28 protein-coding genes are annotated in these 25,387 nt (G+C 63.9%); 19 read left to right on the top strand and 9 right to left on the bottom strand.

Features of this window, described 5'->3' with window-relative positions; all coding sequences use genetic code 11:
• Positions 1-83: 83 nt before the first annotated feature.
• From typA to ppa, 3 genes are all read left to right on the top strand, one after another.
• The gene (gene typA / locus F3H95_RS15030; RefSeq protein WP_143126198.1) at positions 84-1,904 is read left to right on the top strand and encodes a translational GTPase TypA; all 1,821 of its coding nucleotides are present in this window, start codon (positions 84-86) and stop codon (positions 1,902-1,904) included.
• A gap of 195 nt (positions 1,905-2,099) precedes the next feature.
• Positions 2,100-2,606, top strand: coding sequence for a GNAT family N-acetyltransferase (locus tag F3H95_RS15025; protein ID WP_143127564.1), 507 nt, complete (start codon positions 2,100-2,102; stop codon positions 2,604-2,606).
• A gap of 137 nt (positions 2,607-2,743) precedes the next feature.
• The gene (gene ppa / locus F3H95_RS15020) at positions 2,744-3,277 is read left to right on the top strand and encodes an inorganic diphosphatase (protein WP_143127565.1); all 534 of its coding nucleotides are present in this window, start codon (positions 2,744-2,746) and stop codon (positions 3,275-3,277) included.
• Here the strand turns inward: ppa and F3H95_RS15015 are convergent, their stop codons facing one another.
• Both F3H95_RS15015 and F3H95_RS15010 read right to left on the bottom strand, forming a co-directional pair.
• The gene (locus F3H95_RS15015; protein WP_149746719.1) at positions 3,278-3,589 is read right to left on the bottom strand and encodes a DUF167 domain-containing protein; all 312 of its coding nucleotides are present in this window, start codon (positions 3,587-3,589) and stop codon (positions 3,278-3,280) included.
• A complete protein-coding gene (locus F3H95_RS15010; protein ID WP_143127567.1) occupies positions 3,586-3,879 on the bottom strand; it encodes a YggT family protein in 294 nt (97 codons plus the stop codon). Before F3H95_RS15010 ends, F3H95_RS15015 begins: the two co-directional genes overlap by 4 nt.
• 134 nt (positions 3,880-4,013) lie before the next feature.
• Here F3H95_RS15010 and F3H95_RS15005 point away from each other — a divergent pair, with 134 nt between their 5' ends.
• On the top strand, positions 4,014-5,252 hold the full coding sequence (locus F3H95_RS15005; RefSeq protein WP_185969968.1) for an MFS transporter: 1,239 nt from the start codon (positions 4,014-4,016) through the stop codon (positions 5,250-5,252).
• A gap of 68 nt (positions 5,253-5,320) precedes the next feature.
• Here F3H95_RS15005 and F3H95_RS15000 read toward each other — a convergent pair whose 3' ends face one another.
• The 6 genes from F3H95_RS15000 to hemC form a co-directional block, all read right to left on the bottom strand.
• Positions 5,321-6,091: a glutamine amidotransferase gene (locus F3H95_RS15000; protein WP_149746598.1), complete on the bottom strand. Its 771-nt coding sequence runs from the start codon at positions 6,089-6,091 to the stop codon at positions 5,321-5,323.
• Positions 6,092-6,101: 10 nt separating this feature from the next.
• Positions 6,102-6,578 (bottom strand): TerB family tellurite resistance protein, encoded by a 477-nt coding sequence (locus tag F3H95_RS14995; protein WP_149746597.1) that lies wholly within the window; start codon positions 6,576-6,578, stop codon positions 6,102-6,104.
• 8 nt (positions 6,579-6,586) lie between these two features.
• The gene (locus tag F3H95_RS14990) at positions 6,587-8,206 is read right to left on the bottom strand and encodes a heme biosynthesis protein HemY (RefSeq protein WP_149746596.1); all 1,620 of its coding nucleotides are present in this window, start codon (positions 8,204-8,206) and stop codon (positions 6,587-6,589) included.
• A gap of 11 nt (positions 8,207-8,217) precedes the next feature.
• Positions 8,218-9,696 carry a hypothetical protein gene (locus F3H95_RS14985; protein WP_149746595.1) on the bottom strand — a complete coding sequence of 493 codons (1,479 nt, stop codon included), beginning with the start codon at positions 9,694-9,696 and terminating at the stop codon, positions 8,218-8,220.
• Positions 9,697-9,759: 63 nt separating this feature from the next.
• The gene (locus tag F3H95_RS14980) at positions 9,760-10,482 is read right to left on the bottom strand and encodes a uroporphyrinogen-III synthase (RefSeq protein WP_149746594.1); all 723 of its coding nucleotides are present in this window, start codon (positions 10,480-10,482) and stop codon (positions 9,760-9,762) included.
• Positions 10,483-10,488: 6 nt separating this feature from the next.
• Positions 10,489-11,418 carry a hydroxymethylbilane synthase gene (hemC, locus tag F3H95_RS14975; protein WP_149746593.1) on the bottom strand — a complete coding sequence of 310 codons (930 nt, stop codon included), beginning with the start codon at positions 11,416-11,418 and terminating at the stop codon, positions 10,489-10,491.
• A 73-nt stretch (positions 11,419-11,491) separates the two neighbouring features.
• On the opposite strand from hemC, the gene tsaD reads away from it, so the two are divergent.
• The 5 genes from tsaD to F3H95_RS14950 are packed head-to-tail and all read left to right on the top strand — an operon-like array spanning position 11,492 to position 15,009.
• The gene (gene tsaD, locus F3H95_RS14970; RefSeq protein WP_149746592.1) at positions 11,492-12,586 is read left to right on the top strand and encodes a tRNA (adenosine(37)-N6)-threonylcarbamoyltransferase complex transferase subunit TsaD; all 1,095 of its coding nucleotides are present in this window, start codon (positions 11,492-11,494) and stop codon (positions 12,584-12,586) included.
• Entirely contained in the window at positions 12,583-13,587 is a 1,005-nt protein-coding gene (locus F3H95_RS14965) for an NAD(P)H-dependent glycerol-3-phosphate dehydrogenase (RefSeq protein WP_149746591.1), read from the top strand. The genes tsaD and F3H95_RS14965 overlap by 4 nt, the downstream gene beginning before the upstream one ends.
• 18 nt (positions 13,588-13,605) lie before the next feature.
• Positions 13,606-13,902 carry a YciI-like protein gene (locus F3H95_RS14960; RefSeq protein ID WP_149746590.1) on the top strand — a complete coding sequence of 99 codons (297 nt, stop codon included), beginning with the start codon at positions 13,606-13,608 and terminating at the stop codon, positions 13,900-13,902.
• 7 nt (positions 13,903-13,909) lie between these two features.
• Positions 13,910-14,353: an EVE domain-containing protein gene (locus tag F3H95_RS14955; RefSeq protein ID WP_149746589.1), complete on the top strand. Its 444-nt coding sequence runs from the start codon at positions 13,910-13,912 to the stop codon at positions 14,351-14,353.
• 11 nt (positions 14,354-14,364) lie between these two features.
• The gene (locus tag F3H95_RS14950; RefSeq protein WP_149746718.1) at positions 14,365-15,009 is read left to right on the top strand and encodes a methyltransferase; all 645 of its coding nucleotides are present in this window, start codon (positions 14,365-14,367) and stop codon (positions 15,007-15,009) included.
• A 47-nt stretch (positions 15,010-15,056) separates the two neighbouring features.
• On the opposite strand, the gene F3H95_RS14945 is transcribed toward F3H95_RS14950, so the two are convergent.
• A complete protein-coding gene (locus tag F3H95_RS14945; RefSeq protein ID WP_149746588.1) occupies positions 15,057-15,467 on the bottom strand; it encodes a hypothetical protein in 411 nt (136 codons plus the stop codon).
• Between the two features lie 298 nt (positions 15,468-15,765).
• Here F3H95_RS14945 and sdhC point away from each other — a divergent pair, with 298 nt between their 5' ends.
• From sdhC to sucD, 10 genes are all read left to right on the top strand, one after another.
• Entirely contained in the window at positions 15,766-16,158 is a 393-nt protein-coding gene (sdhC, locus tag F3H95_RS14940) for a succinate dehydrogenase, cytochrome b556 subunit (protein WP_149746587.1), read from the top strand.
• An 11-nt stretch (positions 16,159-16,169) separates the two neighbouring features.
• On the top strand, positions 16,170-16,550 hold the full coding sequence (gene sdhD, locus F3H95_RS14935; RefSeq protein WP_143127581.1) for a succinate dehydrogenase, hydrophobic membrane anchor protein: 381 nt from the start codon (positions 16,170-16,172) through the stop codon (positions 16,548-16,550).
• 6 nt (positions 16,551-16,556) lie between these two features.
• The gene (sdhA, locus tag F3H95_RS14930; RefSeq protein ID WP_143127582.1) at positions 16,557-18,398 is read left to right on the top strand and encodes a succinate dehydrogenase flavoprotein subunit; all 1,842 of its coding nucleotides are present in this window, start codon (positions 16,557-16,559) and stop codon (positions 18,396-18,398) included.
• Positions 18,399-18,400: 2 nt separating this feature from the next.
• Complete coding sequence (locus F3H95_RS14925) at positions 18,401-19,327, top strand: glycosyltransferase family 25 protein (protein WP_149746586.1); 927 nt, start codon at positions 18,401-18,403, stop codon at positions 19,325-19,327.
• The gene (locus tag F3H95_RS14920) at positions 19,320-20,099 is read left to right on the top strand and encodes a succinate dehydrogenase iron-sulfur subunit (RefSeq protein WP_143127584.1); all 780 of its coding nucleotides are present in this window, start codon (positions 19,320-19,322) and stop codon (positions 20,097-20,099) included. Before F3H95_RS14925 ends, F3H95_RS14920 begins: the two co-directional genes overlap by 8 nt.
• A 169-nt stretch (positions 20,100-20,268) precedes the next feature.
• Positions 20,269-20,817: a protease inhibitor Inh/omp19 family protein gene (locus tag F3H95_RS14915; RefSeq protein WP_149746585.1), complete on the top strand. Its 549-nt coding sequence runs from the start codon at positions 20,269-20,271 to the stop codon at positions 20,815-20,817.
• Positions 20,818-20,865: 48 nt separating this feature from the next.
• Positions 20,866-22,032 carry a cell division protein ZapE gene (zapE, locus tag F3H95_RS14910; protein ID WP_149746584.1) on the top strand — a complete coding sequence of 389 codons (1,167 nt, stop codon included), beginning with the start codon at positions 20,866-20,868 and terminating at the stop codon, positions 22,030-22,032.
• A gap of 175 nt (positions 22,033-22,207) precedes the next feature.
• Positions 22,208-23,170, top strand: coding sequence for a malate dehydrogenase (gene mdh / locus F3H95_RS14905; protein WP_143127587.1), 963 nt, complete (start codon positions 22,208-22,210; stop codon positions 23,168-23,170).
• A gap of 33 nt (positions 23,171-23,203) precedes the next feature.
• Positions 23,204-24,397, top strand: a complete 1,194-nt coding sequence (sucC, locus tag F3H95_RS14900) for an ADP-forming succinate--CoA ligase subunit beta (protein WP_149746583.1) — start codon at positions 23,204-23,206, stop codon at positions 24,395-24,397.
• A gap of 19 nt (positions 24,398-24,416) precedes the next feature.
• Positions 24,417-25,319 carry a succinate--CoA ligase subunit alpha gene (gene sucD, locus F3H95_RS14895; protein ID WP_143127589.1) on the top strand — a complete coding sequence of 301 codons (903 nt, stop codon included), beginning with the start codon at positions 24,417-24,419 and terminating at the stop codon, positions 25,317-25,319.
• The last annotated feature ends 68 nt before the right edge of the window (positions 25,320-25,387 follow it).

Here is a 25,387-nt window from a genome sequence, read left to right as displayed (position 1 = left end):
ATGCGAAAAACAGGGTATGAGCGCGCCAACGAAATTTGGCGCGTTATGCTCCCAGTGTGCGCCACAGCCCCAGAGAAACCAAGATGGCACTTCGCAACATCGCGATTATCGCGCACGTTGACCATGGAAAAACGACCCTCGTCGATGAGCTTCTGAAGCAGTCCGGCTCGTTCCGCGAAAACCAGCGCGTGGCAGAACGCGTGATGGACAGTAACGACCTCGAAAAGGAACGCGGCATCACCATTCTCGCCAAGGCGACCTCGGTGGAATGGAAGGGTGTCCGCATCAACATCGTCGACACCCCCGGCCACGCCGATTTCGGCGGCGAAGTCGAGCGTATCCTCTCGATGGTGGATGGCGCGATCGTTCTGGTCGACAGCTCCGAAGGCCCGATGCCGCAGACCAAGTTCGTGGTTTCGAAGGCGCTGAAGGTCGGCCTTCGCCCGATTGTCGCGATCAACAAGATCGACCGTCCGGACGGCCGTCATGAGGAAGTGATCAACGAGGTCTTCGACCTGTTCGCCAACCTCGATGCCACCGACGAGCAGCTTGATTTCCCGATCCTCTACGGTTCGGGTCGCGATGGCTGGATGAATGTCAGCCCGGAAGGTCCGAAGGAAGAGGGTCTCGCCCCGCTTCTCGATCTCGTGCTCAAGCACGTGCCGGAGCCGACGGTCGAAGAAGGCCCGTTCCGCATGATCGGCACGATCCTGGAAGCCAACAACTTCCTCGGTCGCATCATCACCGGCCGCATCGCCTCCGGTTCGATCAAGCCGAACCAGTCGGTCAAGGTTCTCGGCCAGGACGGCAAGACCATCGAAACCGGCCGTATTTCCAAGATCCTCGCCTTCCGCGGCATCGAGCGCACGGCGATCGATGAAGCGCATGCAGGTGACATCGTTGCGATCGCCGGCCTCTCCAAGGGCACCGTTGCCGATACCTTCTGCGACCCCTCTGTCACCGAAGCCATGACTGCCCAGCCGATCGATCCGCCGACGGTCACCATGTCCTTCATCGTCAACGACAGCCCGCTCGCTGGCACCGAAGGCGACAAGGTGACGAGCCGCGTCATCCGCGACCGTCTGTTCAAGGAAGCCGAAGGCAACGTCGCGCTGAAGATCGAGGAAGCCGAAGGCAAGGATTCGTTCTTCGTCTCCGGCCGTGGCGAACTGCAGCTTGCCGTTCTCATCGAAACCATGCGCCGCGAAGGCTTTGAGCTTGCCGTGTCACGTCCGCGCGTCGTCATGCACAAGGACGAGACGACCGGCGAGACCATGGAGCCGATCGAGGAAGTCGTCATCGACGTCGATGAAGAACATTCCGGCGTCGTCGTGCAGAAGATGTCCGAGCGCAAGGCCGAGATGACGGAACTGCGCCCCTCCGGTGGCAACCGCGTGCGCCTGAAGTTCCTGGCGCCGACCCGTGGCCTGATCGGTTACCAGTCGGAACTTTTGACCGACACGCGCGGCACCGCCATCATGAACCGCCTCTTCCACAGCTACCAGCCGTTCAAGGGCGCAATTGCCGGCCGCAACAACGGTGTTCTCCTGTCCAACGGTTCGGGCGAGGCTGTGGCCTATGCCATGTTCAACCTGGAAGATCGCGGTCCGATGATCATCGAGCCGGGTGAAAAGGTCTATCAGGGCATGATCATCGGCATCCACTCCCGCGACAACGATCTCGAAGTCAACGTTCTCAAGGGCAAGCAGCTCACCAACATCCGCGCCGCCGGCAAGGATGAAGCCGTGAAGCTGACCCCGCCGATCCGCATGACGCTCGACCGCGCGCTTTCCTGGATCCAGGACGACGAACTGATGGAAGTCACGCCGAAGTCCATCCGCCTGCGCAAGATGTATCTCGATCCGAACGATCGCAAGCGCTTCGAAAAGTCGCGCGTCGCCTGATCCGGCCCATCGATACTGAAAAAGCCCCGGGGAAATCCGGGGCTTTTTTGTGTGCGCCGCGTTGCGGGCGGGCTTGTTCGCCAGATTAAAAAAGCGTTAACTTCGAGTTGCGGTTCCACGCATGACGTTCGTGAGCCGTACCGTCGTTCCTTTGCGGAATGATGGAAGGGGCGGCGACAGGTTCAGAGTGTTGTCATGAAGACATTGTCCATCGAGGTGCGGCGGGCAGAACCGCTGGATGCAGCCGCGGTGTCTGAGGTTCACCGCGAAGCCTGGCGCCAGGCCTATGCGGGCCTGATCCCGCACCGCCCGCTGACCGAGATGCTGGAGCGACGCGGCGAGACCTGGTGGCGGCGGGCAGCCCGAGGCCCGGCCACCCTGCTTGTTCTCGATGTCGCCGGCACGATTGCCGGCTATGCCACCATCGGCCTCAATCGCGCCCGCGCTCTGCCGCAGGATGGCGAGATCTACGAGATCTATCTGCGCCCGGAATTCCAGGGCATCGGGCTTGGCCGACGCCTGTTCGGCGAGGCGCGGCGTCTGCTGAAATCGCTCGGCTGCAATGGCCTTGTGGTCTGGTGTCTGGAAGACAGCGAGCATGCCATCCGCTTCTTCCGCCGGCATGGCGGGCTGGATCTTGCCGAGGGCATGGAGGATTTCGCCGACGTGCGTCTGCGCAAGATCGGTTTCGTCTGGCCCTGATCACGGCGTGCGACACCGCCTCTGGCAGAGTGATCACGGGCAGCTTCCCGCCCGGGCTTTCCTCTTGATCATCATGTTGCAATGCAGGGAATTTCCCAGTATCGAGGCGTCACCATCCAACGCTTTCGGGGAAAAACATGCGTATTGATGCAATCAAGATCGGCAAGAACCCGCCGGACGACGTCAACGTCATCGTGGAAGTGCCGGTCGGCGGCCATCCGATCAAGTACGAGATGGACAAGGAAGCCGGCGCGCTGATCGTTGACCGTTTCCTGTACACGCCGATGACCTATCCGGGCAATTACGGCTTCGTGCCGCACACGCTCTCGGAAGATGGCGACCCCGTCGACGTTCTCATCTGCAATACCCGCCCGCTCGTTCCGGGCTGCGTCATCGCCGTTCGCCCGATCGGCGTCATGATCATGGAAGACGATGGCGGCAAGGACGAGAAGATTCTCGCCGTGCCGGTTCCGAAGCTGACCCAGCGTTACGACAAGATCCACAACTACACCGATCTGCCGGAAATCACGCTGAAGCAGATCGAGCACTTCTTCGAGCACTACAAGGATCTGGAGCCCGGCAAGTGGGTGAAGATCGGCGGCTGGCAGGATGTGACGGTGGCCAAGAAGCTGATCGTCGAAGCCATCGAGCGCTACAAGGCCCAGAAGTAATCAGCGCGCGAGCAGCTGATCGAGCTTTTTTATCAGATCCTCCGGGTCGCCCTCGATCCGGAGGATTTTTTTGCGCGCCGTTTCGCCGGAGATGAAGGCGATGGAGGATTTGGGAAGCCGCAGCGCCTTCGCCATCAGCTGGATCAGCGCCCTGTTGGCCTTGCCGTCTTCCGGCACGGCGGTAACGCGTGCCTTCAGCCAGCACTCACCATCCGCCGTCGTGTCCAGCCCATCGATCCCGTCGCGGGATGCGTTCGGCGTCAGGCGGACGGCCAGTCTCAGATGGTCGGCAAAGGCCTTGGCCGGGCTCACCGGATGAAGAGCGGCGCAATCGTCGTCCACATCAGGGAGCGGACGAAGAAGATGATCAGCAGCAGGATGACCGGCGAAATGTCGATGCCGCCGAGGTCCGGCATGACGCGGCGGATCGGCCGCAGCGCCGGCTCGGTCAGATTATACAGCATCGTGCCGATGGAGTTGACCACCTGGTTGTGCGAATTGATCACGTTGAACGCATACAGCCAGGAGAAGATGGCACTGACGATGAGCACCCATGTATAGAGGTTCAAGGCCAGGTCGATGGTCTGAAACAGCGCGATCATCCAGAACTCCATATCTGTAGTTGACAGACATGTAGACATTGGCGAACTAAGCGGCAAGTGCCCTGGCAGTGCCCATGGCAAATCATGTTTAACAGGCGACCGCGGCTGAGGCGGTGCGTCGAAAGCGACTCCTGATGTCCATTCCCGCCTCCGGCGACCGGTTCGCCGCCTTCCGCCACAGTTCCTATGCGCGCTTCTTCTTCAGCCGCTTTCTCGCCGCCTTCGCCATCCAGATCGTCAGTGTGTCGGTCGGCTGGCAGATGTATGACGTGACGGGAAATGCGCTGTATCTCGGCCTGATCGGCCTGTTCCAGTTCTTGCCCTCGCTGCTCCTGATCCTTGTCACTGGTTCTGTTGCGGATCGCTACAATCGCCGCGCCATCGTGGCCGCCTGCCTTCTGCTCGGCAGCCTGTGCACGGGCGCCCTTCTGGCGCTGACGCTGACCCACAGCTTCTCGCCCTGGCCGGTGTTCGGTATCCTTCTTGTCTTCGGTGTGGAGCGGGCCTTCATGGGGCCGGCGGTCCAGTCGCTGGCGCCGAACCTGGTGCCGGAACAGGATCTGCCGAACGCGATTGCCTGGAACTCCTCCTCCTGGCAGACGGCCTCCATTCTCGGCCCCGTTGCGGGCGGCCTGCTTTATGGCGCAAGCGCGGTCGCGGCCTATTCCACCGCGCTCCTCTTCATGCTTGCGGCTGCACTTCTCATCATCAGCATTCCGAAGCCGGCGCAGCGGGCTGCCTCCAAGGCCGTGAGCTGGTCCACCATCCTTGCCGGCTTCCGCTTCATCTGGGGCGAGAAGGTGGTGCTGGGCGCCATCTCGCTCGACCTGTTTGCCGTGCTGCTGGGCGGCGCGGTCGCGCTGATGCCGGTCTTTGCCCGCGATGTGCTCGATCTCGGTCCCTGGGGCCTCGGCCTGCTGCGCTCCGCACCCGGCATCGGAGCAATCGTGGTGGCGCTGTTGCTCGCGGCCTATCCGATCCGCAAGCATGCGGGTGTTGCCATGTTCGTCGGTGTCGCCCTGTTCGGCCTCGGCACGGTGATCTTCGGCCTGTCGCAGACGGCCTGGCTCTCTATCGCAGCCCTGATGCTGATGGGCGCCTCCGACATGATCTCGGTCTATGTCCGCGAAAGCCTGATCATGCTGTGGACGCCGGACGAGGTGCGCGGTCGCGTGAACGCCGTCAACATGGTTTTCGTCGGCGCCTCCAACGAGCTCGGCGAATTCCGCGCCGGCACCATGGCGCATGTGATCGGCGCGGTGCCCGCCGTCGTCGTCGGCGGCTTCGGCACGCTGGCGGTCGCCATCATCTGGGCGCTCGGTTTCCCGAAGCTGCGCAAGATCGATAATCTCGACGCGCCGTCCAATCCCTGATCCGTGCCGGGCAGCGACCGGTGCGGCTGTTTCGCCCGCCGGCACCGGCAGGAGACGCCCTGCAACGCTTATAGCGCCGTCGCTTCCAGCTTCGGACGGCTGCGGGCGCGTTCAGCCTCGAAGACCGGACGCTGGAAGACGAGGTCGAGGAAGGTCCAGAGCCAGGCCTTCAGCGGCGCATCGAAGATCATCCGGCCTTCCAGATGCTCGCGTCCCTGCTGCGCATTAGGCAGCACGAAGCGCGACGCGCCCCGCACCACCCAGCTGTGCATCATCGCGCGCGTCAGTTCCGCGTGAAACTGCACGCCCCAGGCATTGTCGCCACAGCGGATCGCCTGATGCGGATAAGCATCGCCTTGCGCCAGCAGTTCCACGCCGCGCGGCACGTCGAAGCCTTCGCGGTGAAAATGATAGACCATCCGCGGCCAGGACATGATGAGGCGACCATGTTCGGTGGCCCGCAAAGGGTACCAGCCGATTTCGGTCATTCCCTCCTTGTCAGGGCCGACGCGACCGCCGAGGTTCTTCACCATCATCTGTGCCCCGAGGCAGATGCCGAGATAGGGCTTGTTTTCCTTGAGTGGCACGGAGATCCAGTCGATCTCCGTCTTGACGAAGGGCTCCGGGTCATTGGCGCTCATCGGGCCGCCGAAGATGACCGCACCGGAATGGCAGGCAAGTGACCTGGGAAGCGGATCGCCCAGCGCCGGGCGGCGGACGTCAAGGGGAAACCCCTTCTCGAGAAGCATCTGTCCCACGCGGCCGGGCGAGGAACGTTCCTGGTGGAGGACGACGAGAACGGGGTCTTTCTGCATGCGTTGCGACGGGTTCATCAGCATCCGGCTATCCTCAGTCTCCTCCCGTATCGCCTCCCACAGTGCGCGCGGCCACCTTTTGCCGCTCCATCACCCGGTCGCGGGCCGAAACGCCCAGAAGATCGGCGATCCTCCAAATCACGTGATCTTCCATTTCGCTGCGTTCGCCGTCGGCATAGACGAGATCCCAGAGGGCGCCCACCAGCGCCACGGCATCGTCCGGCGTGAGGTGTCGTTTAAGATCGGAGGTAAAGCGATAATAGTCAACCGCTTCGGAGCCGGCCTCGCGACCGGCCTCGATCAGTTGCTCCAGATGCACGCTGTCGAGATTGTAACGCTCGCGCAGCAGGTCGTGCAGGCGGCTCTTTTCCTGGTCGGAGATCATGCCGTCGGCTTCCATGACCTGAAAGCACAGGGCGACGAACGCGACGCGCGGATCATCCGGCGCGAACTCGCCATGCGGCCTGTCGCCGGTGATCTCCTGGATGAAGTCGAGGATACGGTCGAACATCTCTTGTCTCAGAACAGCTTCAGGCGCGTCGCGGGTTCGCTCACGGTGTCCCTGTCCTTGACCCCGGGGTCATCGGGCAGGCGACCGTTGAAGGGGGCGGAAGGCTCCTCCCTTGTCGTTGACGCGGGGGCGGGCGCGGCTGCCGGTTTGGCCGGTGTTGCCTCCCGCGGCGCGACCACGGAGAGTGTCGGTGATCTGGCGGCCGCTGTTTCTGCCGTGGCAGCCGCATCGATCACCGGCGACAGGCGCGGCTCGGCCGGCAGGTCCGATGTCGAGAGCGGCGGCAGGCTGGCAATGGCGGTGTCGGCGGCGAGCGAGCCTTCCTCCACCGGACCCTCCAGCTGGCCGAAGGGACGCTTCCACTCGAAGGCATCGAGACGCCCGGTGACGGGGGACAGCGGCAGCCAGCGTTCCGACACGACGCCGTCGGCCACCCAGGCCGGATCGCGCGGCGCACGCAGCGCCTGGTTCAGCCAGTGGCGGATGCGGCCCTGGTCGCCGGTCTCGTTTTCCTCGATGTCGGCGAGCAGAAGATAGGTGGCTTCGCGCGGGTCCATGCGCAATGCAGCCTCGGCCTTTTCGCGGGCGCGCCTGAAATCCTTGGTATCGAGCGCCGCCTGGGCGACCGCCAGCAGGGAATCCGGATTGTTCGGCTTCAGTGCCTCCAGCTTTTCGGCGCGCTTCAGGCGGTCTGCGGCGCTGTCGCCGCTGCGGGCCCGCAGATAGGCCTCCGACAGTTCCGGATGCGGGGCAATCTTCCAGAGGTTTTCCAGGATGGCGGCCGCCTTGCGCAGATTGTCTTCCCGCAGATAGGCTTTTGCCGCGATGATACCGGCCGGCACCAGATCCTTGGCGAGCTTCAGGGCAGCTTTCGCATCGTCGCGGGCGCCCTTCGGGTCGCCTTCCAGCCGCTCGGTGGCGCGTGCGGTCAGAAGTACGGCCTTCCAGCGGTCGGCCTGCCGGCGTTCGATGACATTGGCGATCTTCTGCTGGTCGAGCAGGCGGATCGCATCTTCCCAGCGGCCCGCCTGACAGCGATATTCCAGCGTCGCTTCGGCGGCCCAGGGCAGGTAGGGCGCGTTCTCCACCGCCGTTTCGGCATATTGGCGGGCCGCTTCGTTGGCGCCGAGGCGGCGCGCTTCCATGTAGAGCCCGCGAAGTCCCAGTTCCCGCGTTTCCGGATCCTCGGCCATCTTCTCGAATTTTTCGCGCGCCTCGTCATGGCGGCCTTCGATCAGCGCCGTCTGCGCCTCCAGCAGCTGGATCAGCGGTTCCTGGTCGGCCCGCAGCAGGCCACGGGCCCGGGCGCTCATCTTGCGGGCCAGCAGCGCATTGCCGGCGCCCGCTGCGATCAGCCCGGTCGAAAGTGCCTGATAGCCGCGGTCGCGCTTGCGGGCGCGAAAGAAGCGGCGCACCGAATGCGGAGAGGTCCAGATCGTCTGGATCAGCCACCAGACGAACATCACGGCAAACACCAGCGCGACGATAACGGTGGCCGCTACCATCAGGCTGGTTTCGATCTCCATGCTCTGCCAGGTGATGGTGATCAGGCCCGGCCGGTCGGCAAGCCAGGAAAAGCCCCAGCCGAGAGCGAGCGTTGCGACGGCAAACAGGAAAAGACGGATCATCGGGGCTCTCCTCAGCCGTTGGCGCCGGCGCTGGCCATGGCGCGCGTCAGCGTGCCGTTCATCAGGTCATCGACGGCAATGCGCGCGTCGAGCGCCTGCTTGAAGGGAGCGGATGCCTGGCGGGATGTCTCCGGCAGCTTGCTCCATTCGGCAGACGCGGCCTTCAGATCGCCGTTCTTCACGCGCTCCTCCATGCGGGCGACGATCGCTTCCGCCGTCTCGCCCTCCACCTCGCCGACGGGGCGCACGCGCACCACGCGCATGGCGCTTGCGAGAAGCCGCTCGGTGATCGACTGGCCTTCCACCGGCTGATGCGCGGCGTCCAGAATGGCGTTGGCGGCGGCCGGCAGGCGCCGAGAAAGCTCCGTTCGGGTCGGCACGCCATTGCTGGCATAGGGACGCAGGCCTTCGATCGCCGGGTCGCCCTTGGCAACGCCGGCATAGGTCGCCAGTTCCGCCTCGAAGGAGCCGCCGCGCTCCGTGGCGGCCTTCAGCGCCGCGGCCGCGAGGGCGCGGGCGACCGCCTGTTCGCGACCCGGCTGGTTCACCTTGGCCGCCAGGGTATCCATCTGCCGGTTCAGCTCCGCGTCGCTGGCACCCTGCGCCTGCAGCGCGGATTTCAGGCCGTCGATATCGCTCTTCATCTGCTGCAAGGCAGCCGTCATCTGGCCGGATGCCCCGGTATTGCCGGAGGATTTTTCCAACGCCGCGACACGGGCGGTCAGGTCCTGTCCGCCGGAGCCGCCGCTGCGCAAGGAAGCGACCTCGCGGCGCAGATCCTCCAGCGCCGCCGAACTTGCGCCGCCGCGCTGCTGCGGATCGAGCCCTGGCAGATAACCGGCATATTGCATGCTGCCGGCCAGCGCGAGCGCGACGATGCCGCCGAGAATGCCCGAGGCGATCATGGCGGAGGTTTTCGGCCCTGCGGCCGGCGGCGTGACAACGGGGGCGGCGGCGGCCGGGATCTCCCGTCGCGCATCGGCGTCCACCGTGTTGCCGGCGACCGCTTCCGGCTTTGCGGGCGATGTCAGCGGATCGACGGTCTTCGGGGCTGGCCGGGTACTGTCCGGCGCCTGTGGTTCGTCGGCAGGATCAGGGAAGGGACGTGCGGCCGTCTCGGCGGCCGTCTCGTTCGGCGGTTCCGCAGACTTTGCGGACGTGGTCCAGAGTGCGGAACTGCTCGTTGCGGCCGGCGACACCGGCGCTGCGGCGCGATCGTCGTTCTCCGGGGCGTTCGTCGCCGTCTCGCCATGATCTGTGGAGGGGGGGAGGACTGCGGTATCAGGAGCGGCCGCAGGTCCATCGGCGGGCGTGCTCTGGGCTGGCGCGTCTTCCGGGGTCGCAGTCTCGATCACCGCATCCGTATCGGTGCTGCGCACCGGTTCGGCGACAGCAGGCGGTTCCGCAGCTTTTGTCTCCTCGGCCGCCAGATCGATCGTGACCGGTGTCTTTCCCGAACGGGAGCGGCGGGGCGGCTTGTCGGAAACCATGGCAACCTCATTCTGGACTGTCTTGTTCGAACCTAGTCAGCCGGACGGCGGATGGAAAGAGGCTCAGCGGATTTTGGTTCCCCCGCACGACGAAAGAAGAAGGAGAAGCTGGTCCTCGTCCGGCTGGTCCGCGACATGCAGTTCGATCATGTCTTTTTGCGGGACGGCCTCGGCCACCTGCGGGCTGAGGCACAGAACATGGAAAGCATGATCCCGCTTTTCGTTCAGCCAGGGTGTTAGCCGGCGAAAGACATGCCGGGCCGCTTCCTTCGAATAGAGAAGCAGGGCCTCGGGCAGCGGCGAGAGCGCCGCCACAGTCTCGGCACCCCATGCCACCTCCCGCATCGCATAGGCGACGACGGTGGACACCTTGATGCCGGCCCGGGCAAGCCCGGCCTCGAAGGCGGGAGAGCGCGGATCGCCCGCCAGATAGAGAAGGTTCCCCACCTGTCGGTCAATGATCAGCCTTGCCAGCGCCTCGCCCGTGCCGGTTCCGGCCTCGACATGGTGGAAGCCGGCCTGCCGCGCCGCCTCGGCGGTCGCCGCGCCGACCGCAAACACCGGTGTGTCGTAATGTGCGGTCAGGTCGAGGCCGATCAGTGCCCGCACCGCCTCGGCGCTGGTGATCGCAAGGCTGCTATGCGGGGTGGTGAGCGCTGCGGCAATCGCCTGCGAGTGATGTACCGGCTCCGTGACCGGCAGCAGGATTGGCTCGTGCCCGAGACGGCGGAGCTTTTCCGCCGTGCGTCCGGCACTTGCCGAAGGCCGGGTCACGATCACCCGCATGGTCCGTCAGCTCCAGTCGGAGAAGAAGGCGGGGCCGGCGGCCATGCGCACGGTGGTGCCGGCCTTGTGGCCGAGAGCCACCGCATCGCGGCGCCTGCCGTCCAGCTGCACTGCATGTTCCTGGCGCCCGTCCGGGGTCAGGATCAGGCCGGAGAATGTCAGGTGATCGCCGTCGCAGACCGCATAGCCCGCGATCGGCGTGCGACAGCTTCCGTCCAGCGCCGACAGAAAGGCGCGCTCGCAGCTGACCGCGTCGAATGTCGGCCGGTCGTTGATCGCTTCCAGCAGGTCGAGCACCCTGCGGTCGCCGATCCGGCTTTCGACGCAGATCGCCCCTTGCGCCGGTGCCGGCGGAAACTCTTCCGGATCCATCAGTTCGGTCACGACATCGGTCATGGAGAGACGGTTCAGCCCGGCAAGTGCCAGAAGCGTCGCATCCACCTGGCCTTCTTCCAGCTTGCGCAACCGCGTTTCCACCAGCCCGCGAAAGGTGATGACGGAAATGTCCGGCCGGCGGCGGCGGATCAGCGCCTGGCGACGCAGCGAGGAGGAGCCCACCACCGCGCCATCCGGCAGTGCGGACAGCGTCGGCGCGGTGCGGCCGATGAAGGCATCGCGAAAATCCTCGCGCGGCAGGAAGGCCGAAAGCTCCAGCCCGTCCGGTAACATGGTCGGCATGTCCTTGGAGGAATGCACGGCAAAATCCAGTTCGCCGGTCAGAAGCTTGGCTTCCAGTTCCTCCGTGAACAAACCCTTGCCACCCACTTCCGAAAGCGCGCGGTCTGTGATGCGGTCGCCCTTGGTGGAGAGCACCACGATCTCGAACATCTCTTCCTGAAGCTGATGCGCCGCCATCAGACGGGCGCGTGTTTCAGAAGCCTGGGCCAGTGCCAGCGGGCTGCCGCGCGTGCCGATCCGGAAAGGTTTTGTTTGCATCTGTCGTCATCCATTGTTACCCGTCAGCTTCGTAACCGGCTTTGGCGGGCATCGCAATTCAACCTGACGCTTCATGACCTCTTCCCTGCGCATCCTTGGCATTGAAACCAGCTGCGACGAAACCGCGGCGGCCGTGGTTTTGCGGCATGCGGACGGCCGTGGCGAAATCGTCTCCGACGTCGTTTTGTCGCAGCTCGAGGAACACAGCGCCTTTGGCGGCGTGGTGCCGGAAATCGCCGCGCGCGCCCATGTGGAGGCGCTGGACGGCCTCGTCACCGAGGCGCTCACCCGCGCCGGCGTTTCCCTGCAGGAGATCGATGCCGTGGCGGCGACCGCCGGTCCCGGCCTGATCGGCGGCCTGCTGGTCGGCCTGATGACCGGCAAGGCGATCGCCATGGCGGCTGGCAAGCCGCTCTATGCCGTCAACCATCTGGAAGGCCATGCGCTGACGGCGCGGCTGACCGATGGCCTTGCCTTTCCCTATCTGATGCTGCTCGTCTCCGGCGGCCACACGCAACTGGTCCTGATCAAGGGCGTGGGCGATTACGAGCGCTGGGGCACCACCATCGATGATGCACTCGGCGAGGCCTTCGACAAGACCGCCAAGCTGCTCGGTCTGCCCTATCCCGGCGGTCCGGCGGTGGAGAAGGCGGCGCGCTCCGGTGATCCCGAACGTTTTGATCTGCCGCGTCCGCTGGTCGGCGAGGCGCGCCTCGATTTCTCCTTCTCCGGCCTGAAGACGGCCGTGCGGCAGGCGGCAACCGCCATCCAGCCGCTGACGGAGCAGGATATTGCCGATATCTGCGCCTCCTTCCAGCGCGCCATTTCGCGCACGCTGAAGGATCGCATCGGCCGCGGTCTTGCCCGGTTCCGTGAGCGCTATCCCGAGGAAAACAAGCCTGCGCTGGTCGTTGCCGGCGGTGTCGCCGCCAACCTGGTTCTGCGCGCCACGCTGCAGGAGCTTTGCGTCTCGCACGGCTTTTCCTTCATCGCGCCGCCGATCCGGCTCTGCACCGACAATGCGGCGATGATCGCCTGGGCGGGGCTGGAGCGCATGGCCGCCGGCCTGCCAGACGATCCGATGGCGGTTGCGCCGCGCTCGCGCTGGCCGCTCGATGCAGAGGCGGCCGCGCGGATCGGATCCGGCAAACGGGGAGCCAAGGCATGAGCGCACCACAGGACGGCCAACGCGAAAAGATCGTGGTGATCGGCGCCGGCGCCTTCGGCGCGGCGCTCGCCACCGTGATTGCGCTGGAGGGCAAGGCTGGCGTCACGCTGCTCGGCCGCGATCCGGCCCTGATGTCGGATCTGCGCAATGACCGGATGCATGAAGCGGCGCTGCCCGGCGTTCCGCTGCCCGATGCTCTGGATTTTTCCACCGAGCCGGATGCGCTTGACGATGCAAGCATCGTGCTGTTTGCCATGCCCTCGCAGGCGCAGGGCGATGCGGCCCGCCATTACGGCCCCTATCTGCATGCTGATGCACTGGTGGTGACCTGCGCCAAGGGCATCGAGCGTTCCACCGGCCGTCTGCTGACCGACGTTCTGGAGCAGGCGCTCCCGCGCCATCCGGTTTCGGTGCTGTCCGGCCCCGGCTTTGCGGCCGATATCGCCCGTGGCCTGCCGACCGCGATGGCGATTGCTGCCGGCGATCCGGCGGTGGCCGAGCGCCTCGCGCATGCGGTGTCCGGTCGAACCTTCCGGCTTTATGCCGCAACGGATCGCATCGGCGTCCAGCTCGGCGGCGCCTTGAAGAACGTGCTGGCGATTGCCTGCGGCATTGTGGAAGGCGCCGGCCTTGGCGATTCCGCCCGCGCCGCGCTGATTTCGCGTGGACTGGCCGAAATGTCGCGGCTGGTGTCTGCGATGGGCGGCCAGGCGGAAACCGTGCGCGGCCTCTCCGGCCTCGGCGACCTGGTGTTGACGGCAACCAGCCATCAGTCGCGCAACCTGCGCTTCGGTATCGGGCTCGGACAGGGGGAGCCTGCCGATGCGCTGGGTGGGCTGCTGGTCGAAGGCGCCTTCACGGCGGCCATTGCCGCAAGCCTTGGCCAGAGCCATCAGGTGGACCTGCCGATCACGGCGGCCGTCGCCGCCATCATCGAGGGCCGGCTTGACGTCGCGACCGCGATGGAACAGCTGATGACCCGCCCCATCACCACGGAATAGTCCAAGGAGACACGACCCATGGCCATCTTTGCCTTCGTCTGCGCCGACAAGCCGGATCACCTGCATGTGCGCATGGAAACCCGCCCGGCCCATCTCGACCACCTGAATGCGCTGAACGACAAGGGCATCCTGAAAATGGCCGGCCCCTTTCTCGATAGCGAAGGCAAGCCGAATGGCAGCCTCGTGATCGTCGAGACCGACACGATCGAGGAAGCCCGCGCGCTGGCCGAGGCCGACCCTTACGCCAAGGCCGGCCTGTTTGCCTCCGTCGAGGTCAAGCCCTTCAACTGGGTCTTCAACAAGCCGGGCGCGTGAGGCTGAAATGGCATCCTACTGGCTCTACAAGTCGGAACCCTTCAAGTGGTCCTGGGCAATGCAGAAGGCCAAGGGCGAGACCGGGGAGGAATGGACGGGTGTCCGCAACTATCTGGCGCGCAATAACATGCGGGCCATGAAGATCGGCGACAAGGGCTTCTTCTACCACTCCAACGAGGGGCTGGAGATCGTCGGCATCACCGAGGTCTGCGCGCTTTCGCATCCGGATTCGACGGCAGAAGGTGACCTGCGCTGGGACTGCGTGGATATCCGCGCTGTCTGTGACATGCCGAAGCCCGTTTCGCTGAAGGATGTGAAGGCGAACCCGAAGCTCGAAAAGATGTCGCTCGTCACCTCCATGCGGCTCTCCGTACAGCCGGTGACGGAGGAAGAGTATTTCGAGATCTGCCGCATGGGCGGGCTTGAGAACCCGCCGCGCTCGCCGGATTGACGGGGGCCGCGCTGAAAACCGAACCCCGCGCCTTCATCCTCGCCAACACGTACCTCATGGCGCCGCCGCATGTGCCGGAAATCAGCCTCTATCTGGCCGACGAGGCACATGATCTCTGGCTGAAGACGGAAGAGGATCTGGAGGCGATCGGTCTTCCGCCGCCGTTCTGGGCCTTTGCCTGGGCGGGCGGGCAGGGGCTGGCCCGCTATCTCCTCGATCACCCGGATGTGGTGCGCGGGCGCCATGTCCTGGATTTCGCCACCGGCTCGGGCCTCGTGGCGATTGCTGCGATGCGGGCCGGCGCTGCCTGCGCTACTGCCGCCGACATCGATCCGTGGACGCAAAGCGCCGTTGCCTTGAATGCCGCGGCCAACGGTGTCGACATCACCTTCTTCGGCGCGGATCTGGTCGACCACGCCGTCGAGGCGGATGTCGTGCTGGCCGGCGACGTCTTCTACGACCGCGCCTTTGCCGACCGGCTCGTGCCGTGGTTTGCCGGCCTTGCCGAGGCGGGCCGCACCGTCATCGTCGGCGATCCCGGCCGTGCCTATCTGCCGAAGGACAGGCTTGTCGCGCTCGCCACCTATCAGGTGCCTGTCACCCGTGCGCTGGAAGACAGCGAAATCAAGAAAACCACGGTCTGGCGCTTTGCCTGAGAACCACGGGGCCTTGGAACCACGGGCAGTCTCGATCCGTCGAACGCTCAGCGACCGCCGCGAATCACGCACACGCCGGCTTCGATGGTGCATGCCGCCTTTGGCAGGAACGCGTCGCGGCCGGTGTCGCTCGAGATCTCAATGATGCGGGCAGATGGCGGGTTTGCAGGCGCCGGGCGCGCGGAGACCGCGCCTGCCTCCCGCAGCAGATAGAGACCGTTGCCACGGATGCGCATGGCCAACAGGCTGCCGGCAAAGGTGCCAAGGCCCGGAACGACCGATGGCAGTCTGCTGCCCGCGATCTGCCGGCTTTTTGCCGTTTTCGCATGCAGTCCCGTCGGATGATCCGACGGCGACCATGCCGCCTGATCACTTCTGGCAGCCGTGCCCGTGGCCGTTATACCGATTGCAAGAAGAAGAGCCGTCATCCTGACGGGAATGATGCGGAGCGCCATCATGGCCTCGTCCTGTCCTGTTCATTTAAGCAAGCCTTAACACAAACTGTGTCCAATGGCGCCTAAGATCGTGAAAAACTGATCTATTTTCATATGCTAACGTAGATCCGATGCATGACGCATACGGACGTCCCGGGCCCGGCCGACCCCAATCGATTAAATTTAAAATCCTTCTGGAATCGGCTTGTGGTCTTGTCGTCCGGCGATTAAACCACCCGATGATGCAATGCACATCTTTACGGCATGGTGCATTGCCGGACGCGCTCCCGCGTGAATGCGCACCGAACGCCGCGAGGATATGATGGCGAATATGACAAAAAATCGGCCGCTGTCGCCGCACCTTCAAATCTACCGTTTCACCCCCACCATGGCCATGTCGATCGTGCACCGCATCACCGGTGGCGCACTTTATTTCGGCACCGTGCTGGTGGCTGCGTGGCTGATTGCCGCTGCCTCGGGTGAGCAGGCCTTCAATGCAGTGAACTGGTTCTTCGGCTCCTTCGTAGGACAGGTCATCCTGTTTGGGTACACCTGGGCGATCCTGCACCACATGCTGGGCGGTCTGCGCCACATCATGTGGGACCTCGGCTACGGCTTCGAGAAGCATTTCTCCACGAAGCTTGCCAAGGCCAGCGTGGTCGCATCCGTAGCGCTGACCGTCCTTGTCTGGGCGGTGGTGCTGATCGTTCGCTAAGGAGAAGAACCATGGACATGCGTACTCCCCTCGGCAAGGTTCGGGGTCTCGGTTCGGCCAAGAGTGGCACGGAGCATTTCTGGAAGGTCCGTACGACCTCGATCGCGCTTGTGCCGCTGCTGCTGTTCTACGTGGTCTTCCTCATCGTGCATGCGGGCAAGCCCTATGCCGAGGTCGTCTCGGCGCTTTCCAATCCTTTCGTCGCCACCATCAATGCGCTCACGATCATCGCCAGCATCGTGCACATGAAGCTCGGCATGGAAGAGATCATCCAGGATTACATCCATACCGAAGTGACGAAGCTCGTGCTTCTCATGCTCAATTCCTTCTTTTCGCTTCTCATCGGCGGCCTCTGTCTGTTCGCCGCCCTGAAGATCGCATTCGCAGGATAACCCTCCATGGCATCGATCACCCCCATTGCGCAGACCGGCAAGGCCTACACCTATGTCGACCATTCCTATGACGTCATCGTCGTAGGGGCCGGCGGCGCGGGCCTTCGCGCGACGCTCGGCATGGCCGAGCAGGGCTTCAAGACGGCCTGCATCACCAAGGTTTTCCCCACCCGTTCCCACACGGTCGCGGCCCAGGGCGGCATCGCGGCCTCGCTGCAGAACATGACGCCGGACAGCTGGCAGTGGCACCTTTACGATACCGTGAAGGGCTCCGACTGGCTGGGCGACGTGGACGCCATGCAGTACATGGTCATGGAAGCGCCGAAGGCGGTCTATGAGCTGGAACATTACGGCGTGCCTTTCTCGCGCAACGAGGAAGGCAAGATCTACCAGCGTCCGTTCGGCGGCCACATGCAGAATTTTGGCGCCGGCCCGCCGGTGCAGCGCACCTGCGCCGCCGCCGACCGCACCGGCCATGCCATCCTGCACACGCTTTATGGCCAGTCGCTGAAGAACAATGCGGAATTCTTCATCGAGTATTTCGCGATCGACCTCATCATGTCCGATGACGGCCGCTGCACCGGTGTCGTCGCCTGGAACCTTGATGACGGCACCATCCATCGCTTTGCCGCCAAGATGGTGGTGCTGGCGACGGGCGGTTACGGCCGCGCCTATTTCTCGGCAACCTCCGCCCATACCTGCACCGGCGACGGCGGCGGCATGGTGGCGCGCGCCGGCCTTCCGCTGCAGGACATGGAATTCGTGCAGTTCCATCCGACCGGCATCTACGGTTCGGGCTGCCTGATCACCGAAGGTGCGCGCGGCGAAGGCGGCTACCTCGTCAATTCCGAAGGCGAGCGCTTCATGGAGCGCTATGCGCCGTCGGCGAAGGACCTTGCATCGCGTGACGTCGTCTCGCGCTGCATGACGCTGGAAATCCGCGAAGGTCGCGGCGTCGGCAAGAACAAGGATCACATCTTCCTGCATCTCGACCATCTCGATCCGGCCGTGCTGCATGAGCGCCTGCCGGGCATTTCCGAAAGCGCCAAGATCTTTGCGGGCGTGGATGTGACCCGCGAGCCGATCCCGGTCCTGCCGACCGTGCACTACAACATGGGCGGCATTCCGACCAATTACTGGGGCGAAGTGCTGAACGCCGACAGCGCCAATCCCGAACGTCTGATCCCCGGCCTGATGGCCGTCGGGGAAGCGGGCTGCGCTTCGGTGCACGGCGCCAACCGACTCGGCTCCAATTCGCTGATCGACCTCGTGGTCTTCGGCCGCGCCGCTGCCATCCGCGCCGGCCAGGTCATCGACCGCGCCTCGCCGGTTCCGGCGCTCAATACGGCCGCCTGCGACAAGATCATGGATCGCTTCGACGGTCTGCGCCATGCCTCCGGCGGTACGCCGACGGCGGTGCTGCGCGACAAGATGCAGCGCGCCATGCAGGAAGACGCCGCCGTATTCCGCACGCAGGAATCGCTGGAAAGCGGCTGCCAGCGTCTCTCGGCGATCTGGGGCGAGATGAAGGACATCAAGGTCACCGACCGCTCGATGATCTGGAATTCCGATCTGGTCGAAACGCTGGAACTGCAGAACCTGATGGCCAACGCCATCACCACGGTCTACAGCGCCGAGGCTCGCAAGGAGAGCCGCGGCAGCCATGCGCGCGAGGATTACACGGAAGGTCCGTTCGGCGGCCGTGACGATGTCAACTGGCGAAAGCACTCGCTGGCCTGGGTTGGCGAGAACGGCGAAGTGAAGCTGGACTATCGTCCCGTCCACACTGATCTGATCGCTGACGGTATCGACCCGGTCAAGATCGAACCGAAGGCGCGCGTGTACTGACGATGAACCTGGCGGCCTCTCCGATCGATGCGAAGACGATCGCTCCCGGCGGGAGGCCTCTCGGGCTGTTTGCAATCAATCTCGACCGCTCGCCGGACCGGTGGGCCGAGATCGAGCGCGGCTTTGGCGGTATGCCCTGGCCGGTTCAGCGGGTGCGGGCGCTGGATGCCCGCAGCGATGCGGATCGGGTCCTGTCGGTGCGCGGAACTGTGCTGTCCTATCCGCCAGACGCAGTCGGATGGAACGCACACCGCAACCGGCAGTTCATGTTGACGGAAGAGGCGTGCCTCTGCGGCCATGTGATGGCCTGGCGGCAGTTCCTCGCCTCGGATTTCCGTCACGCGATCGTGCTGGAGGATGATGCGGTTCCGCTCGCCGGCTTCGTGCCGGTCGTCAGCCGGCTTCTGAGCGACGGCTTCGATGCCGATGTGGTGAAGCTGGAAGGCATTTACCGTCCGGGCGGCCGCAAGGTCATCGATCTGGCGCGGCTCGGCGATCATCGCCTGGTGCGCTCGCTGCGGCCGGTCTCGGGTGCTGCGGCCTATCTGATCACCCGCGCGGCGGCCGAGCGGCTGCTCGAGCGGATCGGCAAGGCGCTCATTCCGACCGACGACTTCCTCTGGGCGCCGTCGTGGCATGGGTTGAAGGTCGCGGATGTGGCGCCCTTCGTCGCCATGCAGTCGGGCGCGACGAGCGTGATTGCGACCAGCGTGAAGGCCAAGAAGGCCGGCGCCCGCAAACCCGTGCTGCGCGGTCTGACGACGGCGCTGACGCGGCTTTCGGAGCGGCTCTCCCTCTACTGGAGGGCCTGCGAGGGACGGCCGGTACGACTTTTGACTGCAACCATGGCGCCGTGGGTGCCGGATGACTATAACCTAGGAAACAGAACGGCGGTGATCGCCGAGGATCGAAGGTCCAGCAATGGTTGAACTTGCTCTCCCGAAAAACTCCCAGATGTCCGAAGGCAAGACCTGGCCGAAGCCGGCAGGCGCCAAGAACGTGCGTGAATTCCGCGTTTATCGCTGGAATCCGGACGATGGCCAGAACCCGCGCATCGACACCTATTTCATCGACGTCGATGATTGCGGTCCGATGGTGCTGGACGGTCTGCTCTACATCAAGAACAAGATCGACCCGACGCTGACGCTGCGCCGTTCCTGCCGCGAAGGCATCTGCGGCTCGTGTGCCATGAACATCGACGGCGCCAACACGCTCGCCTGCACCAAGGGCATGGACGATGTGACGGGCACGGTGAAGATCTATCCGCTGCCGCACATGCCGGTGGTGAAGGACCTCGTGCCGGATCTGACCAATTTCTACGCCCAGCATCGCTCGATCGAGCCCTGGCTGAAGACGGTATCGCCGACGCCGGCCAAGGAATGGAAGCAGAGCCATGAGGACCGCCTGAAGCTCGACGGCCTCTATGAGTGCATCCTGTGCGCCTGCTGCTCGACCTCCTGTCCGTCCTACTGGTGGAACGGTGATCGTTACCTCGGTCCTGCCGTTCTGCTGCAGGCCTATCGCTGGCTGATCGACAGCCGTGACGAGGCCAAGGGCGAGCGTCTGGACAATCTGGAAGATCCCTTCCGCCTCTATCGCTGCCACACGATCATGAACTGCGCCCAGACCTGTCCGAAGGGCCTCAACCCCGCCAAGGCGATTGCCGAAATCAAGAAGATGATGGTCGAGCGCCGCGTCTGACGCAGGCCTTGTCCGCCCTTGACCTCGCGCAGATGTGTTCCATCTGCGGGGGCATCGGGCGCATCGGCAGCATTGCGAGGCTTTCGCGGCTTGATTTGACATACCTCTTGGCGATAATTCAGCCGTCCGTCGCGCCTGGGTTCGGCGCGTGTTGCATGGGAGCTTTGTGATGCAGTTCAGATATGTGGTGACCGGCGTAGCGGTTGCTCTTGCCTTGGCCGGCTGCCAGCGTACGTCTTACAGTCCCTACAGCAACCTGCCCGGGCCGGCGCCGCTGCAGGCGCAGCCCGTTCCCTCTGTCCAGTCCGGCTCGCTTGATGCGCCGGCAGGCGCCGGAGATCCCTCGCAGTTCCCGGCTGCTCCCACCGGCAACACAGCGGTTGCCTCTCTGCCGCCGGGCGGTGCTGCTGCCGGCGCCGCACCGCCGGCCACCGCGCTCGATGTGACCAAGGAAACCATGGTGGGCAATTGGCGCGTGTCCAGTGCCGGTGCCACCTGCGACATGTTCCTGACGCTCACCAATCTCGGCAGCGGCTCGCGTGGCGGCACGCGCGGCTGCGTTGGCGAACTGACGACCATGGGCTCCTGGGAAGTCAGCGGAAAGACCGTTCTCTTCAAGAGCCGTGCCGGCGACGTGATCGCCCGTGTCTACAAGAGCGCCGACACCCGTTACGACGGCACGACCCAGTCGGGACAGCCGGTCAGCCTCTCCCGCTAAGCCATCGGGCGGAAGGGCGCTGCCTTTCCGCCGCAAGAGGCGCCTTCCATGCAATCCCTTCCCGATTTCAACCACAGCGTCGGCGACGAGCTGAAAGCCATGGTCGCCGCCGGCACGCTCACGCTCGACAAGGCGCAGCTCGATGTGGCGACCCGCCTCGACCGGGTGCTATCAGCGCTGCGCGAACAGCGGCCCGCGAAGAAGAGCAGCGTTCTTGGCTGGCTGTTTGCCAAGCAGAGCAAGCGTCGCGAGGCCGGCATTCGCGGCCTCTACGTCTATGGCTCCGTCGGTCGCGGCAAGACCATGCTGATGGACATGTTCTTTGCCAAGGCGCCGGTTGCGAAGAAGCGCCGTTGCCATTTTCACGAATTCATGGCCGATGTGCATGCCCGCATCCACGCTCACCGCCAGAAGCTAAAGGCTGGAGAGACGAAGCAGGCGGATCCCGTGCCGCCGGTTGCAGCCGACCTGTTTGCCGAGGCAGAGCTGCTCTGCTTCGACGAGTTTTCCGTCACCGACATTGCCGATGCGATGATCCTCGGCCGGCTGTTCACCGAGCTGTTTTCGCTCGGCTGCGTGCTGGTCGCCACCTCCAACGTGGCGCCGGACGATCTCTATCGTGAAGGTTTGAACCGCAGCCTGTTCCTGCCCTTCCTCGATCTTCTGAAACGCTATGTCGAGGTGACCACGCTCGATTCTCCGACGGATTATCGCATGGAGAAGCTGGCAAGCCTGCCGGTCTATCTGACGCCGCTTTCCGGTGAGACATCGGTTGCCATGGAGGCCGCCTGGCATCAGGTGACGGATGGGGCCAAGGCGGCGCCGGCAGAAATTCCGCGAAAGGGTCGGGTGATCCGGGTGCCACGGGCCGCCGGCCGTGCTGCGCGTTTCAGCTTCGCCGATCTGTGCGAAGCCCCGCTTTCGGCTGCCGACTATCTCGAAATCGCCGCTCGCTACGATGTTGTCTTCGTGGAGGGCGTGCCACTGCTCGGTCCCGAAAAACGGAATCAGACGAAACGCTTCATCAACCTCGTCGATGCACTCTACGACAAGACGGTGCGCCTGTTCGTCACCGCGGCCGCCACGCCTGACGCACTGCTGACAGAAAGGCGTGGTACCGAAGGCTTCGAATTCGACCGGACGATCTCGCGTCTGTTCGAGATGCGCAGCCCCGACTACCTGAGCCTGCATCACGAAAAACGACGCGGGATTTAACGTTTTCTTGATAAAAAATCTTACGTTTACGTAAGAGTTTTTATATCTAACCGTTTGAAAATGCTGGTCTCAAAATAATCGGTTGCCATTTTCCGGCGCAAGGGCTATGCGAGTGGCCGAAACCGGTCGACAGATCGCATGCCGGCCGTGCATTCCAAACAGAGGAAGCATTTCGATGGCTCGCAAGAAGATTGCACTTATTGGTTCCGGCATGATCGGCGGCACGCTGGCTCATCTGGCCAGCCTGAAGGAACTGGGCGACATCGTCCTGTTCGACATCGCCGACGGCATTCCGCAGGGCAAGGGCCTCGATATTGCGCAGTCCGGTCCGGTGGAAGGCTTCAACGCCAAGCTTTCCGGTGCCAGCGATTACGCAGCCATCGAAGGTGCGGATGTCTGCATCGTCACCGCTGGCGTTGCCCGCAAGCCGGGCATGAGCCGCGATGACCTGCTGGGCATCAACCTCAAGGTCATGGAACAGGTCGGTGCCGGCATCGCCAAGTATGCGCCGAACGCCTTTGTGATCTGCATCACCAACCCGCTCGATGCCATGGTCTGGGCGCTGCAAAAGTTCTCCGGCCTGCCGAAGAACATGGTCGTCGGCATGGCCGGCGTTCTCGACTCCGCACGCTTCCGCCTGTTCCTCTCGGAAGAATTCAATGTTTCGGTTCAGGATGTCACGGCCTTCGTTCTCGGCGGTCACGGCGACACCATGGTACCGCTCGCCCGCTACTCCACGATCGGCGGCATTCCGCTGACCGATCTGGTCAAGATGGGCTGGATCACGGAAGAGCGTCTGGAGCAGATCATCCAGCGCACCCGTGACGGCGGCGCCGAAATCGTCGGCCTGCTGAAGACCGGCTCGGCTTACTACGCGCCGGCTGCTTCCGCCATCGAGATGGCTGAATCTTACCTCAAGGACAAGAAGCGCGTGCTGCCCTGCGCCGCCCATCTGACCGGCCAGTACGGCGTCAACGACATGTATGTCGGCGTGCCCACCATCATTGGTGCGGGTGGCGTCGAGCGCGTCATCGAGATCGATCTCAACGGCGATGAGAAGGCTGCCTTCCAGAAGTCCGTCGGCGCCGTTGCCGGCCTCTGCGAAGCCTGCGTCACAATCGCGCCGGTTCTCAAGTAATCGCCAAGCGGCCCAGAACCCAAGGACCAGACGATGAACATTCATGAATACCAGGCCAAGGCTCTCCTGAAGGGCTATGGCGCGCCGGTCGCTGAAGGCGTGGCGATCCTTTCCGTCGATGAGGCCGAAGCTGCTGCCAAGCAGCTTCCGGGCCCGCTCTACGTGGTCAAGAGCCAGATCCATGCCGGCGGTCGCGGCAAGGGCAAGTTCAAGGAACTCGGCCCGGACGCCAAGGGTGGCGTTCGCCTGGCGAAGTCGATCGAGGAAGTCGTGGCGCACGCCAAGGACATGCTCGGCAACACGCTGGTGACGGCCCAGACCGGTGAAGCCGGCAAGCAGGTCAACCGCCTCTACATCGAAGACGGCGCCGACATTGCCCGCGAACTCTACTGCTCGCTGCTGGTGGATCGTTCGGTTGGTCGCGTGGCCTTCGTTGTGTCCACCGAAGGCGGCATGGACATCGAAGCCGTTGCCCATGACACGCCGGAAAAGATCCACACCATCGCCATCGACCCGGAAGCCGGCGTGACCGCCGATGACGTGGCCAAGATCGTTGCGGCGCTCGCCCTCGACGGTGCTGCTGCCGAAGACGCCAAGTCGCTCTTCCCGGCGCTCTACGCTGCCTTCAATGAGAAGGACATGTCGCTTCTCGAGATCAATCCGCTGATCGTCATGACCAACGGTCACCTGCGTGTTCTCGATGCGAAGGTATCCTTCGACGGCAACGCGCTGTTCCGCCACGACGATGTCAGGGCGCTGCGCGACGAGACCGAGGAAGACACCAAGGAAATCGAGGCCTCCAAGTGGGATCTCGCCTACGTGGCGCTCGACGGCAATATCGGCTGCATGGTCAACGGCGCAGGCCTTGCCATGGCGACGATGGACATCATCAAGCTCTACGGCAAGGAGCCGGCAAACTTCTGCGACGTCGGCGGCGGCGCCGGCAAGGAGAAGGTGGCGGCTGCCTTCAAGATCATCACGGCTGACCCGAAGGTCGAGGGCATCCTCGTCAACATCTTCGGCGGCATCATGAAGTGCGACGTCATCGCGGAAGGCGTGATCGCCGCCGTGAAGGAAGTCGGCCTCAAGGTTCCGCTGGTCGTGCGTCTGGAAGGCACCAATGTCGAGCTTGGCAAGAAGATCCTGAACGAATCGGGCCTTGCCATCACGGCTGCCGACGACCTCGACGACGCGGCCAAGAAGATCGTCGCCGCGATCAACGGCTAATTGAAGGACCGGAACGACAATGTCCATTCTTGTTAACAAGAACACCAAGGTCCTCGTTCAGGGCCTGACCGGCAAGACCGGCACCTTCCACACCGAGCAGGCGCTCGCCTATTACGGCACGCAGATGGTCGGCGGCATCCACCCGAAGAAGGGCGGCGAAACCTGGACCGGCTCCAAGGGCGAAACCCTGCCGATCTTCACTTCGGTTGCTGAAGCCAAGGAAAAGACGGGCGCTGACGCCTCCGTGATCTACGTTCCGCCGGCAGGTGCTGCAGACGCGATCATCGAAGCGATCGATGCTGAAATCCCCTTCATCACCTGCATCACCGAGGGTATCCCGGTCATGGACATGGTGCGCGTGAAGGCAAAGCTCGACAAGTCGAAGTCCCGTCTGCTCGGCCCGAACTGCCCGGGCATCCTGACGCCGGAAGAATGCAAGATCGGCATCATGCCGGGCTCGATCTTCCGCAAGGGCTCCGTCGGTATCGTTTCGCGCTCCGGCACGCTGACCTACGAAGCTGTCTTCCAGACCTCCAACGAAGGTCTCGGCCAGACGACGGCTGTCGGCATCGGCGGCGACCCGGTCAAGGGCACCGAATTCATCGACGTGCTGGAAATGTTCCTGGCCGACGAAGCCACGACCTCGATCATCATGATCGGCGAAATCGGCGGCTCGGCGGAAGAAGATGCGGCACAGTTCCTGATCGATGAAGCCAAGAAGGGCCGCAAGAAGCCGATGGCCGGTTTCATCGCAGGTCGTACGGCTCCGAAGGGCCGCACCATGGGCCACGCCGGTGCTGTCGTTTCCGGCGGCAAGGGTGACGCAGAATCCAAGATCGCGGCGATGGAAGCGGCTGGCATCAAGGTTTCGCCGTCCCCGGCGCGCCTTGGCAAGACTCTGGTTGAAGTCCTCAAGGGCTGACGCCACATAAGACCGAGCTGATAAGCTCCGGGCAGGCGAATCAGGAAAGGTTCGCCTGCCTCTGTCGC

It is taken from the genome of Rhizobium sp. RU35A, assembly GCF_900156005.1.
GTDB classification, from domain to species: domain Bacteria; phylum Pseudomonadota; class Alphaproteobacteria; order Rhizobiales; family Rhizobiaceae; genus Neorhizobium; species Neorhizobium straminoryzae.
Note: the sequence above shows the minus strand (reverse complement) of the source record. Positions and strands in the feature narration are given on the sequence as shown.

Bases quoted from the DNA above. Each gene is read 5' to 3' on its own strand.
- typA (WP_143126198.1), top strand. From the start codon at position 84: ATGGCACTTCGCAACATCGCGATTATCGCGCACGTTGACCATGGAAAA.
- F3H95_RS15025 (WP_143127564.1), top strand. From the start codon at position 2,100: ATGAAGACATTGTCCATCGAGGTGCGGCGGGCAGAACCGCTGGATGCA.
- ppa (WP_143127565.1), top strand. From the start codon at position 2,744: ATGCGTATTGATGCAATCAAGATCGGCAAGAACCCGCCGGACGACGTC.
- F3H95_RS15010 (WP_143127567.1), bottom strand. From the start codon at position 3,879: ATGATCGCGCTGTTTCAGACCATCGACCTGGCCTTGAACCTCTATACA.
- F3H95_RS15005 (WP_185969968.1), top strand. From the start codon at position 4,014: ATGTCCATTCCCGCCTCCGGCGACCGGTTCGCCGCCTTCCGCCACAGT.
- F3H95_RS15000 (WP_149746598.1), bottom strand. From the start codon at position 6,091: ATGCTGATGAACCCGTCGCAACGCATGCAGAAAGACCCCGTTCTCGTC.
- F3H95_RS14995 (WP_149746597.1), bottom strand. From the start codon at position 6,578: ATGTTCGACCGTATCCTCGACTTCATCCAGGAGATCACCGGCGACAGG.
- F3H95_RS14990 (WP_149746596.1), bottom strand. From the start codon at position 8,206: ATGATCCGTCTTTTCCTGTTTGCCGTCGCAACGCTCGCTCTCGGCTGG.
- F3H95_RS14985 (WP_149746595.1), bottom strand. From the start codon at position 9,696: ATGGTTTCCGACAAGCCGCCCCGCCGCTCCCGTTCGGGAAAGACACCG.
- F3H95_RS14980 (WP_149746594.1), bottom strand. From the start codon at position 10,482: ATGCGGGTGATCGTGACCCGGCCTTCGGCAAGTGCCGGACGCACGGCG.
- hemC (WP_149746593.1), bottom strand. From the start codon at position 11,418: ATGCAAACAAAACCTTTCCGGATCGGCACGCGCGGCAGCCCGCTGGCA.
- tsaD (WP_149746592.1), top strand. From the start codon at position 11,492: ATGACCTCTTCCCTGCGCATCCTTGGCATTGAAACCAGCTGCGACGAA.
- F3H95_RS14965 (WP_149746591.1), top strand. From the start codon at position 12,583: ATGAGCGCACCACAGGACGGCCAACGCGAAAAGATCGTGGTGATCGGC.
- F3H95_RS14960 (WP_149746590.1), top strand. From the start codon at position 13,606: ATGGCCATCTTTGCCTTCGTCTGCGCCGACAAGCCGGATCACCTGCAT.
- F3H95_RS14955 (WP_149746589.1), top strand. From the start codon at position 13,910: ATGGCATCCTACTGGCTCTACAAGTCGGAACCCTTCAAGTGGTCCTGG.
- F3H95_RS14945 (WP_149746588.1), bottom strand. From the start codon at position 15,467: ATGATGGCGCTCCGCATCATTCCCGTCAGGATGACGGCTCTTCTTCTT.
- sdhC (WP_149746587.1), top strand. From the start codon at position 15,766: ATGGCGAATATGACAAAAAATCGGCCGCTGTCGCCGCACCTTCAAATC.
- sdhD (WP_143127581.1), top strand. From the start codon at position 16,170: ATGGACATGCGTACTCCCCTCGGCAAGGTTCGGGGTCTCGGTTCGGCC.
- sdhA (WP_143127582.1), top strand. From the start codon at position 16,557: ATGGCATCGATCACCCCCATTGCGCAGACCGGCAAGGCCTACACCTAT.
- F3H95_RS14925 (WP_149746586.1), top strand. From the start codon at position 18,401: ATGAACCTGGCGGCCTCTCCGATCGATGCGAAGACGATCGCTCCCGGC.
- F3H95_RS14920 (WP_143127584.1), top strand. From the start codon at position 19,320: ATGGTTGAACTTGCTCTCCCGAAAAACTCCCAGATGTCCGAAGGCAAG.
- F3H95_RS14915 (WP_149746585.1), top strand. From the start codon at position 20,269: ATGCAGTTCAGATATGTGGTGACCGGCGTAGCGGTTGCTCTTGCCTTG.
- zapE (WP_149746584.1), top strand. From the start codon at position 20,866: ATGCAATCCCTTCCCGATTTCAACCACAGCGTCGGCGACGAGCTGAAA.
- mdh (WP_143127587.1), top strand. From the start codon at position 22,208: ATGGCTCGCAAGAAGATTGCACTTATTGGTTCCGGCATGATCGGCGGC.
- sucC (WP_149746583.1), top strand. From the start codon at position 23,204: ATGAACATTCATGAATACCAGGCCAAGGCTCTCCTGAAGGGCTATGGC.
- sucD (WP_143127589.1), top strand. From the start codon at position 24,417: ATGTCCATTCTTGTTAACAAGAACACCAAGGTCCTCGTTCAGGGCCTG.